Annotated in this window: 15 protein-coding genes; 4 read left to right on the plus strand and 11 right to left on the minus strand. The window is 69.1% G+C overall.

Annotated features, from left to right (window positions below):
• The first annotated feature begins 211 nt into the window (after positions 1-211).
• Both DMC61_RS07685 and DMC61_RS07690 read left to right on the plus strand, forming a co-directional pair.
• On the plus strand, positions 212-1243 hold the full coding sequence (locus tag DMC61_RS07685) for a sigma-70 family RNA polymerase sigma factor (protein WP_016332919.1): 1032 nt from the start codon (positions 212-214) through the stop codon (positions 1241-1243).
• Between the two features lie 306 nt (positions 1244-1549).
• The gene (locus DMC61_RS07690) at positions 1550-3208 is read left to right on the plus strand and encodes a fumarate hydratase (protein WP_016332918.1); all 1659 of its coding nucleotides are present in this window, start codon (positions 1550-1552) and stop codon (positions 3206-3208) included.
• Between the two features lie 92 nt (positions 3209-3300).
• Here DMC61_RS07690 and DMC61_RS07695 read toward each other — a convergent pair whose 3' ends face one another.
• The 9 genes from DMC61_RS07695 to DMC61_RS07735 all read right to left on the minus strand — a co-directional run bounded on the left by DMC61_RS07695 (position 3301) and on the right by DMC61_RS07735 (position 10846).
• The gene (locus tag DMC61_RS07695; protein ID WP_016332917.1) at positions 3301-3708 is read right to left on the minus strand and encodes a hypothetical protein; all 408 of its coding nucleotides are present in this window, start codon (positions 3706-3708) and stop codon (positions 3301-3303) included.
• A gap of 168 nt (positions 3709-3876) precedes the next feature.
• A complete protein-coding gene (locus DMC61_RS07700; protein ID WP_233594727.1) occupies positions 3877-4344 on the minus strand; it encodes a hypothetical protein in 468 nt (155 codons plus the stop codon).
• 39 nt (positions 4345-4383) lie between these two features.
• The gene (locus DMC61_RS07705) at positions 4384-5181 is read right to left on the minus strand and encodes an ABC transporter permease (protein ID WP_125687902.1); all 798 of its coding nucleotides are present in this window, start codon (positions 5179-5181) and stop codon (positions 4384-4386) included.
• On the minus strand, positions 5159-6016 hold the full coding sequence (locus DMC61_RS07710) for a 2-aminoethylphosphonate ABC transporter permease subunit (protein WP_125687904.1): 858 nt from the start codon (positions 6014-6016) through the stop codon (positions 5159-5161). Before DMC61_RS07710 ends, DMC61_RS07705 begins: the two co-directional genes overlap by 23 nt.
• Positions 6013-7074, minus strand: a complete 1062-nt coding sequence (locus DMC61_RS07715) for an ABC transporter ATP-binding protein (RefSeq protein ID WP_125687906.1) — start codon at positions 7072-7074, stop codon at positions 6013-6015. Before DMC61_RS07715 ends, DMC61_RS07710 begins: the two co-directional genes overlap by 4 nt.
• Complete coding sequence (locus DMC61_RS07720; RefSeq protein ID WP_125687908.1) at positions 7071-8090, minus strand: 2-aminoethylphosphonate ABC transporter substrate-binding protein; 1020 nt, start codon at positions 8088-8090, stop codon at positions 7071-7073. Before DMC61_RS07720 ends, DMC61_RS07715 begins: the two co-directional genes overlap by 4 nt.
• A 16-nt stretch (positions 8091-8106) precedes the next feature.
• Positions 8107-8781: a phosphonatase-like hydrolase gene (locus DMC61_RS07725; protein WP_125688149.1), complete on the minus strand. Its 675-nt coding sequence runs from the start codon at positions 8779-8781 to the stop codon at positions 8107-8109.
• On the minus strand, positions 8775-9887 hold the full coding sequence (locus DMC61_RS07730; protein WP_125687910.1) for a TIGR03364 family FAD-dependent oxidoreductase: 1113 nt from the start codon (positions 9885-9887) through the stop codon (positions 8775-8777). The genes DMC61_RS07725 and DMC61_RS07730 overlap by 7 nt, the downstream gene beginning before the upstream one ends.
• Positions 9888-10069: 182 nt before the next feature.
• Entirely contained in the window at positions 10070-10846 is a 777-nt protein-coding gene (locus tag DMC61_RS07735; RefSeq protein WP_125687912.1) for a GntR family transcriptional regulator, read from the minus strand.
• Between the two features lie 327 nt (positions 10847-11173).
• Between DMC61_RS07735 and DMC61_RS07740 the strand changes: the two genes are divergently transcribed.
• Positions 11174-11980, plus strand: coding sequence for a trypsin-like serine protease (locus tag DMC61_RS07740; RefSeq protein WP_125687914.1), 807 nt, complete (start codon positions 11174-11176; stop codon positions 11978-11980).
• An 83-nt stretch (positions 11981-12063) separates the two neighbouring features.
• On the opposite strand, the gene DMC61_RS07745 is transcribed toward DMC61_RS07740, so the two are convergent.
• Both DMC61_RS07745 and DMC61_RS07750 read right to left on the minus strand, forming a co-directional pair.
• Positions 12064-13170, minus strand: a complete 1107-nt coding sequence (locus tag DMC61_RS07745; protein ID WP_125687916.1) for a nitronate monooxygenase family protein — start codon at positions 13168-13170, stop codon at positions 12064-12066.
• A gap of 8 nt (positions 13171-13178) precedes the next feature.
• Positions 13179-14795, minus strand: coding sequence for an acyl-CoA synthetase (locus DMC61_RS07750; RefSeq protein WP_199749926.1), 1617 nt, complete (start codon positions 14793-14795; stop codon positions 13179-13181).
• Positions 14796-14853: 58 nt separating this feature from the next.
• Here DMC61_RS07750 and DMC61_RS07755 point away from each other — a divergent pair, with 58 nt between their 5' ends.
• The gene (locus tag DMC61_RS07755) at positions 14854-15642 is read left to right on the plus strand and encodes a crotonase/enoyl-CoA hydratase family protein (protein WP_125687921.1); all 789 of its coding nucleotides are present in this window, start codon (positions 14854-14856) and stop codon (positions 15640-15642) included.
• Position 15643: the final 1 nt, after the last annotated feature.

A 15643-nucleotide genomic window follows, 5' to 3' on the forward strand; every position in this document is an offset into this window, starting at 1 on the left:
GAAAAGCTCAGGGTTGGTCGAGCAACGCCCCAGGTCAGCCACCCGTCTCCTCTGTAGCGGCCGGGAACGTTTTCGGACCTCCCGGCGTTGAGCCAAGTGTCCAGCCAAGCTGGGCCGACGAGGAGTAGCGGGTTTTCCACAGGGCCTGCTACGCCGAGGCGGATCCGGCGGACACATCGCAGCACGTTCAGCCCGTGACCGGGGAGGCAGAATGTCAGTCCAGACTCTCGAACGCGAAGCGCGCGGGATTCGCGAGCGCCGTATCCCGGCGCAATCCACCCAGGAGCCGGTGAGCACGGGGGCGCTCACCGACGCCGACCTCGACGCCCAGAGCCCGGCCGCGGACCTCGTTCGCGTGTACCTCAACGGAATCGGCAAGACGGCGCTGCTGTCCGCCGCCGACGAGGTCGAGCTGGCCAAGCGCATCGAAGCCGGCGTGTTCGCCCAGCACATGCTGGACACGGCCGAGGGCCTCACGCCGAAGCGGCGTTCGGAGATGTCCGCCCTCGTGCGCGACGGCCACAGCGCGAAGAACCACCTGCTGGAGGCCAACCTCCGCCTCGTGGTCTCGCTCGCGAAGCGGTACACCGGCCGGGGGATGCCGCTGCTCGACCTGATCCAGGAGGGGAACCTGGGTCTGATCCGCGCGGTGGAGAAGTTCGACTACTCCAAGGGGTTCAAGTTCTCGACGTACGCCACCTGGTGGATCCGCCAGGCCATCACCAGGGGGATGGCCGACCAGGGACGCACCATCCGGCTGCCGGTCCACCTGGTGGAACAGGTGAACAAGCTGGCGCGCATCAAGCGCGACCTGCACCAGCAGCTCGGCCGGGACGCCACCCACGAGGAGCTGGCCGCCGAATCGGGTATCCCGGCGCACAAGATCTCCGACCTGCTCGACCACTCGCGTGACCCGGTGAGCCTCGACATGCCGGTCGGCACCGAGGAGGACGCCCCGCTCGGTGACTTCATCGAGGACTCCGAGGCGACCGACGCCGAGAGCGCCGTGATCTCCGGTCTGCTCCAGGACGACCTGCGCCGCGTGCTCGCGACGCTGGACGACCGCGAGTCCCAGGTGATCCGCCTGCGCTACGGCCTCGACGACGGCCAGCCGCGCACGCTCGACCAGATCGGCAAGCACTTCGGCCTCTCCCGTGAGCGCGTTCGGCAGATCGAGCGAGAGGTCATGTCGAAGCTGCGTCAAGGTGAGCGGGCGGACCGCCTGCGCGCCTACGCTTCGTAGCGCCACAGAGCCTTTCGGCGCGGAAAAAGCAACACCCGTTCGGCAGCGTTGACTTATGACCTGCGTCACGAGACCGTCGAGCAGGTAAAAAGTCTTCGCGGTCGGGTGTTCGCGCCCGGATCGCTTTCCCCGGGAGGTCGGGTCCGTCGGGGTGGGCCCGGCCTCCCGAACCATTTGTGGGGCGCGGCGACAAAATGCGGAGTGCGAATTGCATTCCCGCGCCTTCGCTGCGGACGTGGCGCCGGTCACGTCGGGCCCGCCTAGTACCGTGAGCGGGTTCCCGATGCCGGCAAAGGAGCCCGCGCAGTGGCGCCCACCACGTTCCAGTACACCGAAGTCCTTCCCCTCGCCAAGGACACCCGCACCGAGTACCGGCTGATCGGCACCGAAGGTGTCGAGGTCGTCGAAGCCGCGGGCCGGAAGTTCCTCAAGGTCGAGCCCGAGGCGCTGACCAAGCTCGCCAAGACCGCGATCACCGACATCCAGCACCTGTTGCGCTCGTCACACCTGGCGCAGCTGCGCGCGATCGTCGACGACCCCGAGGCCAGCGGCAACGACCGGTTCGTCGCGATGGACCTGCTGCGCAACGCGGCGATCTCCGCCGGCGGCGTCCTCCCGATGTGCCAGGACACCGGCACCGCGATCGTGATCGGCAAACGCGGCGAGGGCGTGCTCACCGGCGGCGACGACGAGCGCGCTCTCTCGCGCGGTATTTTCGACGCCTATCAGGAGTTGAATCTGCGCTATTCGCAGATGGCGCCGGTGAATTTCTGGGATGAGCGCAATACGGGCACCAACTTGCCCGCGCAGATCGAGCTCTATCACAAAGACGGCCAAGGCGACCCGAGCTACGAATTCCTGTTCATGGCCAAGGGCGGCGGCAGCGCGAACAAGACGTTCCTCTATCAGGAAACGAAAGCCGTCCTGAACCCGAAGCGGCTCGCGAAGTTCCTCGACGAGAAGCTGCGCAGCCTCGGCACCGCGGCCTGCCCGCCGTACCACCTCGCGATCGTCGTCGGCGGCACGTCGGCGGAGTTCAACCTGAAGGTCGCGAAGCTGGCCTCGGCCCGCTATCTCGACGACCTGCCCACCGAGGGTTCCGAGCTGGGCCACGGTTTCCGCGACGTCGACCTCGAACAGCAGGTGCTGGAGATGACGCGCCAGTTCGGCATCGGCGCGCAGTTCGGCGGCAAGTACTTCTGCCACGACGTCCGCGTGATCCGCCTGCCGCGCCACGGCGCGTCCTGCCCGGTCGGCGTCGCCGTGTCGTGCTCGGCCGACCGCCAGGCGAAGGCGAAGATCACCGCCGACGGCGTGTTCCTGGAGCAGCTCGAGCGCGACCCGGCGCAGTTCCTGCCGGACGTCACCGAGGACGACCTGTCCGACGAGGTGGTGACCGTCGACCTGAACCGGCCGATGGCCGAGATCCGCGCCCAGCTCTCGCAGCTGCCGGTGAAGACCCGCCTGTCGCTGACCGGCCCGCTCGTCGTCGCCCGCGACATCGCGCACGCGAAGATCGCCGAGCGGCTCGACGCGGGTGAAGAGATGCCTCAGTACCTTCGCGACCACCCCGTGTACTACGCGGGCCCGGCGAAGACGCCCGAGGGCTACGCGTCGGGTTCGTTCGGGCCGACCACCGCGGGCCGCATGGACTCCTACGTCGAGCAGTTCCAGGCCGCGGGCGGTTCGCTGGTGATGCTGGCGAAGGGCAACCGGTCCAAGAAGGTGACCGCGGCGTGCAACGAGCACGGCGGGTTCTACCTCGGCTCGATCGGCGGCCCGGCCGCGCGGCTCGCGCAGGACTGCATCAAGAAGGTCGACGTGCTCGAGTACGCCGAGCTGGGGATGGAAGCGGTCTGGAAGATCGAGGTCGAGGACTTCCCCGCGTTCATCGTGATCGACGACAAGGGCAACGACTTCTTCGAGGCCACGTCGGAACCGGTGCTGCAGATCAGCTTCCGCTGACAGCCCGGCCCAGTGTCATGAAAGGGTCGTTCAGGACGTTTTTCGTCCTGAACGACCCTTTCATGACATCGCGGGGATGACTCCCCTGAGCGTTATCGCATCTGCTTCAGGACCACGGTCCGCTCCCCCAGCGGCGCCGAAAGCGCCACCGAGATCACCGGATGCCGGATGTCCATCGTGCACATCTGGCCGGTCTGGCCCTTGAGTTCGGTCAGGTTGACGGTGACCCTGGTCCCGTCCTGCTGCGCGGCCTCCGCCGTCGCGTGCCCGCAGCCGCCTTCCTGGCCGCGGATGTTCAGGATCGTCCCGCCGTTGCTGGTGTACACCTCACGCGGGTAGTCCGCGGGCAGTGCCGACGCGTCGAGCTGTTTGTCCGGCAGCTTGGTGCTGCCTTCCGGAACCTCCTGGCGCGGCGCGCCCGGCACGCCCGGCTGGCTCCCGGGCTTGCTGCTCGGGGCGGGGGCCGACGACGAAGGCGGCGCGGTCGGGGACGGCGGCACGGTACTCAGGGTGCCGCTCCCGGGTCCGGCCGCGGGTTCCGCCGCCTGGTTCTGCGCCCCGCAGGCGGATACCGCAACGACGATCAGGCCAAGGCCGATGACATTCGTTAAGTACCTCATGTGACTGGGACGGAACGAAGCCGCCAGGGGGTTGCATCCCCGGCCCGATCAAAGGACGACGGTCCGGGTTCCGAGCGGCTCGGCGAGTTTCACCGGCAGGACGACGTTGCGGATCACCTGCGGGCACATCTGCCCCGGCTTCCCGTGGTCGATGGTCACGTGGACCACGACCCGCTGCGCGTTCTCTTCGGCGAGGTTCGCCCTCGCCTCGTCGCAGCCGCTCACTTCGAGGTGCACGTTCAGGCCGCCGTTCTCGGCGCTGACCTGCGCGGGCAGTCGGGTCTCGACCTGGGACGGCGGCAGCATCTTGTCCGAGGGCGGCGGGCCGGCGGTCGGCCGTGACATGGGCGGTTTCGCGACCGGCGGGCTCGCCGGGAGCGAGGTGGGCAGATCCGAAGGTGTGGTGACGACCGGAGGGGTGCTCGTGTTCGCCGGCGCTCCGGGGCCGCCCGCGCCGCAGGCCGCCGTCGTCGCGGCGAGCACGAGCCCCGCGCCCAGCGTCTTCGCTGCGTTCATCATGGTTCCAGGACGGAACGAACCTCGCGCGCGGTTGCATCACCGCTGGGCAGCGCGCCCCCGGGCTAGCCCGAGCAGCACCACCCCGGCGAGGGTGACGGCCAACAGGAGCACGGTGCTCGCCGACGCGAGGAACACTTGTCCCCGGTCGGTGAGCGCGAAGATGCTCGCGGGCAGCGTGCGCCAGTCCGGCGGGTACAGCATCATCGTCGCGCCCAGTTCGCCCATCGACATCGCGAGCGCGAGGCTCGCCGACGCCGAGATCGACGGCAGCAGCACCGGCAGCCGCACCCGCAGCAGCACGCGGACCGGCGACGCGCCGAGGCTCGCCGCGGCCTGTGCCAGCAGCGGATCCATCCGCGCGATCGCGGCGGACACCGTGCTGTAGGAGAACGGCAGCAGGATCATCACGTGCCCCAGCAGCACGATCCAGCGCGTGCCGTTGAAGGCGAGCGGCGGACGGCTGAACGCGACGAGCAGCGCCAGCCCCAGCACCACCGACGGCACCGCGATCGGCAGGTGGAACAGGGTGTCGACGGCCTTCCGCAGCTTCGGCGGCGCGGCCGGCGACGCGAGCGCGGCCCACGTGCCGAGCACCACCGACACCAGCGACGCGATGACACCGGTCTGGATGCTCACCGAGAGACTCGCGAACGTCTCCCCGGACAGCGCCTGCGCGAAATGCGAGCCGGTGAGCGCGCCCGGCAGCAACCCGGTCCAGTTCCCGGCGACCGACGCCAGCACGATCATCAGCAGCGGCGCCAGCACGATCGCGGTGAACATCACCGCGAACACCACCCACAGCAGGACGCGGCTACGCCTGGTCCACAGCAGCACGGCGGCCTCCCTTCGTCAGTCGCCGGTAGATTCCGTACAGGGCCAGGGAGAACAGGACGTTGACCACCGCGATGACACAGGCCTGCGGGAAGTCGAAGGTGACGATCCCCTTGCCGTACACCAGCATCGGCAGCGTCGTGACGTCCTTGGCGCCGAGGAACAGCACGATGCCGAACTCGTTCATCGCCAGCAGCATGGTCAGGCACGCGCCGGAAGCCAGTGACGGCAACGCCTCCGGCAGGATCACCTGGCGCAGCACGCGGCCGGGTTTCGCGCCGAGGCTGGCCGCGACCTCCATCTGCGCCGAGGAGACCTGCCCGAACGCGGCGAGCGCGGGCCGCATCACGAACGGCGTGTAGAAGGTGATCTCCGCCAGCAGGATCCCGAACGGCGAGTACAGGAACCCGCCCGCGCCCAGGATTCCCGCGCTGCCGTAGATGAAGGTGAACGCGAGCGCGATGAGGAACGACGGGAACGCGAGCACGGTGTCCACCAGCCGCGAGAGCGTCCGCGCGCCGGGGAACGGCACGAACGCGATCACCAGCGCGAGGAACGTCCCCAGCACCACGCAGCCCGCGGTGGCGCCGAGCGCGAGCGCGACGGTCTTCCACGCGGCGTCCCGGAATTCCGCCGAGCCCAGGACGTCCAGCCACACCGACAAGCCGAACTCGCCGGTCTTCGATTCCAGCGACTGCAGGACGACCAGCACCAGCGGGTAGCCGAAGAAGCCGAGCAGGACGAGCACCGGCGGCAGCAGGAGCCAGCCGCGACCGGGTCGTTTCTCCTGCCGCCGCGCCGGTGCCGCCGCCGTGGTGGCGAGCGCGAGGCCGGTCATCCGACGCCCACCAGCGGGCAACCGTCCGGAATGGACACTCCGACGCGCTGCCCCACGTCCGGGAGACCGTCGATGTCCGGCACCTCGGCCCGGACCTCGTTGCCGTCGTGCGCGAGTTCGAGGTCGAGCCGGAAACCCGTGCCCCGCCACTGGACACCGCGCAGGACCGCCGGCAGCGCGCCGGGGGTGTCCGCCGCGGTGATCCCGACCCGGTGCGGCCGGACGCCGAGCGCGACGGGCTGGCCCGCCCGGAAGGTCCCGGACGGGTCGGCCGCCAGCTCGCGATCGCCGAGGCGGACCCTGGTGCCGTCGGCCTGGATCAGCTCGACCGGGATGAGGTTGGACGCGCCGAGGAAGCTCGCGGTGAACTCCGTCGACGGCCGCTGGTAGAGCTCGCGGCTGGGCCCGAGTTCGACCAGCTTCGAATCGCGCATGACGGCGATCCGATCGGCCAGCGCCAGCGCCTCGCCCTGGTCGTGGGTGACGTAGATCAGCGTGGTGTCGGGCAGTTCGGCCCGCAGCCGCAGCAGTTCCGCGACCATGTCCTCGCGCAGGGCGGCGTCCAAAGCGGACAGTGGCTCGTCGAGCAGCAGCACCCTCGGGCGGATCGCCAAGGCCCGCGCGAGGGCGACGCGCTGCTGCTGTCCGCCCGAAAGCTCACGCGGGTAGCGCCGGGCGTACTTGCCCATCCCGACCAGCTCCAGTGCCTCGGCGACCCGGCCCGCTGTCTCGGCACGGGGCGTTTTCCGTGCCTTGAGGCCGAAAGCGACGTTGGCCTCGACCCGCATGTGCGGGAACAGCGCGTAGCTCTGCACGACCACGCCGAGGCCGCGCCGGTGTGGCGGCAGCGCGGTGACGTCTTCGCCGTCGAGCAGGACGCGGCCGGTGCTCGGCACGACGAAGCCCGCGAGCGCCTTCAGTGCCGTCGACTTGCCGGAGCCCGACGGCCCGAGCATCGCCAGCGTCTCCCCTCTCGCCACGGTGAGGTCCAGTGGCGAGAGGGCGGTCGTCCGGCCGAAGCGGACGGACACGCCGCGGAATTCGACCGCCGGGGTCATCGGCCCACGGCCTTCTTGTACGCGGCGAGGTCGGCGTCGAGCTTCGCGAGGACGGCGTCCCAGTCCGGCTGCCAGATCTCGACCCCGGCGAGGGCGGCCTTCACCTTGTCCGCGCGCGGGCCGGACGGCGTGACGTCGGTCCGCGACGGGGCACCGAAGGCGTCGACGGCCTTGCCCTGCACCTCGGGCGAGAGCAGGAAGTCCAGGAACTTCTTGGCGTTCTCGGCGTGTGGCGCGTTGTTCACCAGGCCCGCGTAGTACGGGAGGGCGAAGGTCGAGCGCTTGCCCTGCGCGTCGGCCGGGAAGAAGACCTCGAAACCGCCGCTCTTCTCGATCGCGGCGAGGTTCATCTGGACATCGCCGTTGGCCACCAGGATCTCGGCCTTGGCCACCTTCGGCTGGAGCTTGCCGGTGGAGGACGACGGGCCGACGTTGTTGGCTTCGAGCCTCTTGAGGTAGTCGAGCGCGCCCTGCTCACCGAGGACGTGCTGGAGCTGCAGCAGGACCGCGGTGCCGTCGCCCGCCTCGCCGGGGGTGGAGTACTGGAGCTTGCCCTTGAGCGACGGCGACAGCAGGTCGTCCCAGGTCTTGGGCGAGACCTGCGGGTTGCGGATGAAGCTGAGGTAGTTGTTCATGAGGGCGAAGTAGCGGCCCTGGCCGTCCTTCTGCCCGGCGGGCACCTGGTCGATCCCGGCGGGTGCCGAGGCGGCCAGCAGGCCCTGCGACGCGGCCCGCTGGATGAACGGCGGCAGCGTGACCAGGATGTCGGCCTGGGTGTTGGCCTTCTCCTTCTCCACCCGCGAGGCGACTTCGCCGGAACCGGCGGTGACCGCCTGGACGGTGATCCCGGTCTTGGCCTTGAACTCCTCGATGCGCTGGGCGTACCAGTCCTCGAGACCGTCCACTGTGTACAGCGTGACGGTCTGGTCGCCGGACGCGCCACCGGCGGTTCCACCGCAGGCGCCCAGGGTGAGGGCGAGCAGGGCGGCGAGGGCGGTGGCCGCGAGTTTCTTCATGTCGTCAAAGCTCCTTTTAGGACAGCAGGGTGGGGAGGTCGCGGACGGATTCGAGGACGTGGGTGGCGCCGGCGGCTTCGAGTTCCTGCTTCTTCGCCGATCCGGTGAGCACGCCGGCGACGATCGAGGCACCGGATCGCAGCCCGGTCTGGACGTCGGATGGGGTGTCACCGGCGACGGCGACGCGGCGGACGTCGGTGACTTCGAGCCGCAGCGCGGCGGCGAGGACGAGGTCGGGGAACGGGCGGCCGCGTACCCCGTCACCCGGTGCCAGTACAGCGTCGGCGAGGCCGTGCCAGCCCAGCGCGTCGAGGATCGCCTTTTGCGTGCCCGGGGCGAAGCCGGTCGTGAGCGCGACCTTCACGCCGTGGGCGCGCAGTTCCTGGATCGTCTGCTCGGCACCGGGGATCGGCTCGCAGTGGCCGTCGGCGACGAGTTTCCCGTAGGCGTCCTGGAAGGCGGTGTTCGCGCGCTGGGCGAGTTCTTCGTCCCCGTCGAGCAGGGCGCGGAAGACGACGATCTTGGACTGGCCCATCGTTTCGACGACGTAGTCGAGCATGCCGGGGAAGCGGCTGTCCTCTTCGGACACTCCGGCGGCGGCGATCGCGGCGGTGAAGGCGCGGATCACCAGGCCGTCGTCGGCGACGGTGGTGCCTGCCATGTCCAGGACGACGAGTTCGGTGTTCACCAGGACAGCTCCTCGGCGGTGTCTTCGGCGATGGCGGGGGAACAGGTCATGCCGCGGCCGCCCGGCCCGGTGACGAGCCAAGCGTTGTCCGCGACGCGGGCGCGGTGCACGATCCGGGCGGTGTCGGTGGTCTGGGCGTAGACCCCGGCCCAGCGGCGGGTGATCCGCGGCAGCGGCCGTCCGAGCAGCGCCCCGGCGACCTCGGCGAGGTGGTCGTACGGGGCTTCGGTGGTGTCGAAGGAGAACGGTTCGTCGTACTCGTGGGTGTCGCCGATGGTCAGCGAGCCGTCGAGGCGCTGGACCATGAGCAGCTGCATCTTGTGGGCCGCGGCGATCTCGCCCTGCGGCTGGCCCGCGTTGAGGCCGTCGAGCGCCTCGCCGCGGTACGCCGGGTAGTAGCGGAAGCTGTCCGCGTCGGCGACCGTGGTGGTGAGGGTTTCCCCGAGCGGCTCGGTCTGGGCCATCTGCAGCCGCACGCGGCGGACCGGTGTCGTCCCGGCGAGCTCCTTGACCAGGCCGCCGGTCCAGGCGCCGGTGCACAGCACCACGACGTCGCCCTCGTGGGTCTCACCCGTGTCGTCGACGACGCCACGATCGGTCAGGTCGCGGATCTCGCGGCCGGGCACCCAGGTGTAGCGGCCGGACTTCGCGAGTTCGGCGCGCAGGGCTGGCTGGGCGACGCGCGGTTCGACGGCGGCGTCGCGGTCGCACCAGAGCGCGCCGAGGAATTCACCGCGCAGGGCCGGGTTCAGCTCGCGGGTCTCGGCGGCGTCGAGCAGTTTGAAGCCGCGGTCTTCGGTGGTGTCGGCGGCCGCCCGCGCGACGGCGAGTTCGGCCTCGGTGCGGACGACGGTGAGCGAGCCGTTCGGCCGGAAGCCGATCCCTTCGACGCGTTCCCCGATGCGCTCCCACAGCACCCGCGCCCTGGCAGCCGTCTCCAGTTCGGGCCCACTGGCGCGGCCGCCGACCCAGACCAGGCCGAAGTTGCGCACGGACGCGCCCCTGGCCTCGGGTTCCCGTTCGATCTGGACGACGTCGTGGCCGCGTTCGACGGCCTGCCAGGCGTGCTGGGTGCCGAGCACTCCGCCGCCGATGATGAGGATTCGCACACCGCAGACGCTCGCCTGCGCGCACCAACGCTCCGTGACCCCCGCCCTAACCCCAGGTGAAGTGCCACCGAAATGTGGACCAGACCTGTTATCTTTGCGTTACATTACGCCGCGTTTCGTCCTCTGGATGCGGTCGTTGAATCCGCAAATATCGCGTTCAGAGGACTAAATGCGGCAGTTGGCTACTCCACGCGGCCCAGTCGGGTCTCGAAGGAGAGCCGGTCGCCGCGGAACAGCGAGCGGACACGTTCGAACGGGACCCCGTCGGGTCCCCACGAGGTCCGGTGCATCAACAGCATCGGCAGCGCCGGGTTCGTCCCGATCAGCAGCGCCTCCCGCGGGGTGGCGAGCACGGTCTCGACCCGCTCCTCGGCGCCGTCGAAGACCACCCCCAGCCGTTCCCGCAAACAGGCGTAGAGCGACTGTGTGGGATCGAACACATCCATGAGCGTCGGGAATCGCGCGGCGGTGAGATAGGTCGATTCCAGCCCGACCCGCTCGTCGTCGGCGAGCAGCACCCGTTCGATGTGGATGACGTCGTCTTCGGGATCGATTTCCAGTTCCGAAGCCAGTGACGGGCCGGCCTCGCGGCGTTCCAACGAGATCAAATTCCGGCCGGGCTGAATGCCCTGCCTCCTGAGTCCTTCGGTGTAACTCACCAAGGCGAGCGGCTGGACGAGCTTGGGGCCCGCGACGTACGTGCCGCTCCCCTGCCGCCTGCTCAGCCGCCCTTCCAGCACGAGTTCACCGACGGCCTGGCGGACCGTCGCACGGGAAACCTCGAATCTTTCGGACAGTTCCCTTTCGGTGGGAAGTACCGCTCCTTGGCCCAATTCGGAGATCACGTCGAGCAGATCGACTTTGACCGCGTAATAGCGGGGAATGCGACCGTGCTCGGGAATTCCGTCCCGGACCGGGCCGTCGGCGGGGGGATGCAGTCTAGGCGAACGCGCTTTCACGATCCAGATCCTAGGCCCGATTCCCCATGCCTGTACTGACCCGAACGAAGTGTTCATGCCACGCTCACACTCGTGGCCGAAAGGGCACCCCTCGGCGGTCGTTCAGCCTTCCGGCGGTTCCGGCGGCTCCCGCTCCGGGAGTAAGGGCGCTGGGCACTCCGGCCCACGCCATTCGTCGGCGATCCGGCCCGGACGTCCGTTAATCACCACCATCGGCCGAAAGATCCGAAGAAAGTTGGTTGTCCCGGCGTATGCCCACCTGCTGTAGTCAATTGGCCGCAGTCAGTCTCCCTGCCTCCACTGTGGACAGCCGGAAGGAATGAACCCTTGGACATCAAGCGTCGGTTCAGCCTGCTCAAAAAGACCCTGATCGCCGTCGCGGCGGCCGGAACCCTGGCGGGTCTCGCCACGGCTCCGCAAGCCGCGGCCGCCGAGCCCCCGTCCACCGACGTGGTCGGTGGCACCCGGGCCGCTCAGGGCGAATTCCCTTGGATGGTCAGGCTTTCCATGGGCTGCGGTGGTGCGCTCTACACCCCGCAGATCGTGCTGACGGCCGCGCACTGTGTGTCGCGGACGGGGGCCAACACGGGTATCACCGCCACCCTCGGCGTGGTGGACCTGCAGAGCACGGCGGCCAAGAAGGTCAAGTCGACCTACGTGTACCGGTCGCCGACCTACCCCACCTCCACCGGTGGTGACTGGGCCCTGATCAAGCTCGCCAGCCCGGTCAGCGGCATCCCGACGTTGCCGATCGCCACCACGACCGCCAACAACAGCGGCACCTTCACCGTCGCCGGCTGGGGTGCCGCGACCGAGGGTGGCGCGCAGCAGCGGTACCTGCTCAAGGCCAACGTCCCGTTCGTCTCCGACTCGACCTGCAAGGCGCAGGGCGGCAGCTACGCCGACCTGATCGACAGCGCCGAGATCTGCGCGGGCAACGTCGCCTCCGGTGGCGTCGACACCTGCCAGGGTGACTCGGGCGGCCCGATGTTCCGTCGCGACAGCGCCGGTGCCTGGATCCAGGTCGGCATCACCAGCTGGGGTGAAGGCTGCGCGCGGGCGCACGCTCCCGGCGTCTACACCGAGGTGAGCACCTTCGCGACCGCGATCAAGAACGCGGCCGCCGGTCTCTAGCCCTACCCCACGGCATGCCATGAACGGTCCGTTACTTGCGAAATTCGCAAGTAACGGACCGTTCATGGCGTTCGAAGGGGACCTCAGCGGGTCTTGTCCAAACGCGACAGTGTCTCTTCGTAGCCCGACACGAGTTCCGCGATCACGTCGGCGACCGGGCGCACCCGGTCCATCCGCCCGACGATCTGCCCCACCGGCATCGAGACCACGCTCGGATCCGCCGCGTGGTGGATCCGGTTGTGCGCGTGGGAGACCAACAGGTTCTGCAACGGCATCGGCAGGGGCTCGGGCGCGCCGGGCGCGGCCCACGCCTCGGTCCACCGCGTCTTGAGCAGCCGCGCCGGTTTGCCGGTGTAGATCCGCGTGCGGACGGTGTCGGACGATCCCGCCGCGACCAGCGCCCGCTGCATCGCCTCGGACTCCCCCATGGTCTGGAGGTATTCCTCGGTGGCGAGCCAGAAGGAGCCCATCCAGACCCCGGAAGCGCCCAGCGCGAGCGCGGCCGCGACCTGCCTGCCCGAGCCGATCCCGCCGGCGGCGAGCACCGGAACGCGGTCGCCGACGGCGTCCACCACCTCGGGCAGCAGGACCATCGACGCGATCTCGCCGGTGTGCCCGCCCGCCTCATACCCTTGTGCCACAACGATGTCGACGCCGTTGTCGACGTGCCGGACGGCGTGTTCGGCCTTGCCCGCCAGCGCCGCGACCGGCACGCCTTTCGCGTGACACTGCTCGATGACGTCCACCGGCGGTGATCCCAGCGCGTTGGCGATCAGCCGGATGGGGTGTTTCAGCGCGACCTCGACATGGGACCGGGCGACCGAATGCAGCCAGCCCAGCACGCCCGCGCGTTCGTCGGTGTCGTCCGGCAGCGGCGGCACCGCGAGGTCGCGCAGCGTCCGCTCCACGAAGTCGCGATGCTCCTGCGGGATGTGCTTCGCGAGATCGATCGACGTCCCTTCGGCCGGGATCTTCGTCGGCATCACGATGTCGACGCCGTACGGCTTCCCGCCGGTGTTCTCGTCCATCCAGGACAGGACGGCGTCGAGCTCGGCGGCGTCGTTGAACCGCACGCAGCCCAGCACGCCGAGACCGCCCGCCCGGCTGATCGCCGCGGCCACGTGCTCGGACGGGGTGAACCCGACGATCGGCAGGTCGATCCCGAGCCGGTCGCACAGAGACGTCCGCATGAAACTCCTTACGCCGGTTGGATGGTGATGGGTTCGTGCTCGGCGGCGTAGCGCTGGGCCCAGGGATAGTCCGGCTTGCCGCTGGGTGAGCGCCCGATCTCTTCGGTGAGCCACAGACTGCGCGGCACCTTGTACCCGGCGATCTCGGTCCGTACGTGCGCTTCGAGCGCGGCGACGTCGAGTTCCTTGCCGGAGCGCGGCTGGATCACCGCGGCCACCCGCTGGCCTAGCCGGTCGTCGGGGATGCCGATGACGAGCGCGTCGAAGACGTCCGGATGCGATTTGAGCGCACCCTCGACCTCTTCCGGGTACACCTTCTCGCCGCCGGTGTTCACGCACTGCGACCCCCGGCCGAGCAGGGTCACCGTGAGGTCTTCCTCGTAACGTGCGTAGTCACCTGGGACGACGTACCGCTTGCCGTCGATCTCGACGAAGATCTTCTCGGTCTTCGCGGGATCCTTGTAGTACCCGAGCGGGACGTGCCCGCGCCGCGCGATCAGGCCGATCGCGCCCGGTTTCGGCTCGACGAGCGCGCCGTCGTCGTCCACGAGGATCGCGTCCTTGCCGAAGTTGACCCTCGGACCGGCGGAATGATCGCTGTCCTTGCTGACCATGCCGATGCCGGTGAACCCGCTTTCGGAGGAACCGATCGCGTCGGTGATCACCACGTTCGGGAGCAGCGACAGGAATTCCTGCTTCACCGACTGGGAGAACAGCGCGGCGTGGCTCGACACCGCCACGATCGACGACGCGTCGTAGTCGCCCTCGCGATAGGCGTCGATCAGCGGCCGCGCCATCGCGTCGCCGACGATGGTGAGCACCTGGACCTTGTTGTCCTGCACGGCTTTCCAGACGTCGTGCGCGTCGAACCGCGGGACGAACACGACCGGGCTGCCGGTGAACAGCGCGCCGAACGCGGCCCACTGCGCGGCGCCGTGGATCAGCGGCGCGGCCGGGAGCCGGACCAGGCTGCCCGACTTGCCCTGTTCGGCGAGTGTCCACTCGTCCGGGACGTACTCGCCGGTGACGAAGTTGATGCCGCCGCCGAGCGCGCGCCAGATGTCCTCGTGGCGCCACAGGACGCCCTTGGGATAGCCGGTGGTGCCGCCGGTGTAGAGGATGTAGATGTCGTCGGCGCTGCGTTCGGCGAAGTCGCGCTCGGGCGAGCCTTCGGCGAGCGCGGCTTCGTAGTCCACACCGCCGTAGGACGAATAGTCGCCGTCGCTTCCGTCGTCGACAACGACAACGTGTTTCAGTTTCGGGGTTTCCGGCAGGACGGCGGCCACCTTGTCCGAGTAGCCGCGTTCGTGGACCAGCGCCACGAGGTCGGCGTTGTCGAACAGGTACCGCAGTTCGCCGTGGACGTAGCGGTAGTTGACGTTGACCGCGATCGCGCGCAGCTTGTACGCGGCGATCATCGATTCCAGGGCCTCGATCGAGTTCCGGGAATAGACACCGATGTGGGATCCGGGTCCCACGCCGTGTGCGGCGAGGTGGTGCGCCAGCCGGTTGGCGCGCTCTTCCAATTCGGCGAAGGTGACCCGCCGATCGCCGCAGACGACCGCGATGCGCTCCGGCACGGCGTCGACGGCGTGCTCGAGTAGATCCGCGATGTTGAGTGCCACTTCCTCAAAGTAGAACATGTTATCGTTCTGGGCAATGGCCGCTCTTTGGGAGGTTCAAGTGGGCGAACCGCACGCGCTGGTGGAAAAGATCGGACACACCCTCGTGGTCACGATGAACCGACCGGAGGCCCGCAACGCGCTCAGCGGCGAGATGCTCGGCATCATGGTCGAGGCGTGGAACCGGGTCGACGAGGACGAGGACGTCCGGTGTTGCGTGCTCACCGGCGCTGGTGGCGCGTTCTGCGCGGGGGCGGACCTGAAGTCGATGTCGAAGAATTCGCCGTCGGACTCGTTCGTGAAGGGCACTTTCGACCCCAGCAAGATCGAGGGCCTGCTGAAGGGACGACGGCTGACGAAGCCGTTGATCGCGGCCGTCGAAGGCCCCGCGATCGCGGGCGGGACGGAGATCCTCCAAGGCACGGACATCCGCGTCGCGGGCGAGAGCGCGAAGTTCGGCGTGTCCGAGGCTCGGTGGAGCCTGTTCCCGATGGGCGGTTCGGCCGTGCGGCTCCCCCGCCAGATCCCGTACACCGTCGCGGCCGACCTGCTGCTGACCGGACGGCACATCACCGCGGCCGAGGCGCTGGAGATCGGCCTGATCGGTCATGTCGTTCCGGACGGCAAGGCGCTGGACAAGGCGCTCGAACTCGCCGGCCTCATCTCCGCGAACGGCCCGTTGGCCGTCCGCGCGATCCTCAAAACGATGCGGGACACCGAGGGCATGCACGAGGAAGAGGCCTTCAAGCTCGACGCCCAGTACGGCATCGAGGTCTTCGCGAGCGAAGACGCGAAGGAAGGCCCCCGCGCCTTCGCCGAGAAGCGCAAGCCCGTCTTCCGGGGCCGTTAAC

The sequence above is a fragment of the Amycolatopsis sp. WAC 04169 genome (assembly GCF_003947535.1).
Classification (GTDB): Bacteria; Actinomycetota; Actinomycetes; order Mycobacteriales; family Pseudonocardiaceae; genus Amycolatopsis; species Amycolatopsis keratiniphila.

Coding starts and splice junctions, on each gene's coding strand:
- DMC61_RS07745 (WP_125687916.1), bottom strand. CDS start 13,170: ATGCGGACGTCTCTGTGCGACCGGCTCGGGATCGACCTGCCGATCGTC.
- DMC61_RS07685 (WP_016332919.1), top strand. CDS start 212: ATGTCAGTCCAGACTCTCGAACGCGAAGCGCGCGGGATTCGCGAGCGC.
- DMC61_RS07715 (WP_125687906.1), bottom strand. CDS start 7,074: ATGACCCCGGCGGTCGAATTCCGCGGCGTGTCCGTCCGCTTCGGCCGG.
- DMC61_RS07700 (WP_233594727.1), bottom strand. CDS start 4,344: ATGAACGCAGCGAAGACGCTGGGCGCGGGGCTCGTGCTCGCCGCGACG.
- DMC61_RS07710 (WP_125687904.1), bottom strand. CDS start 6,016: ATGACCGGCCTCGCGCTCGCCACCACGGCGGCGGCACCGGCGCGGCGG.
- DMC61_RS07720 (WP_125687908.1), bottom strand. CDS start 8,090: ATGAAGAAACTCGCGGCCACCGCCCTCGCCGCCCTGCTCGCCCTCACC.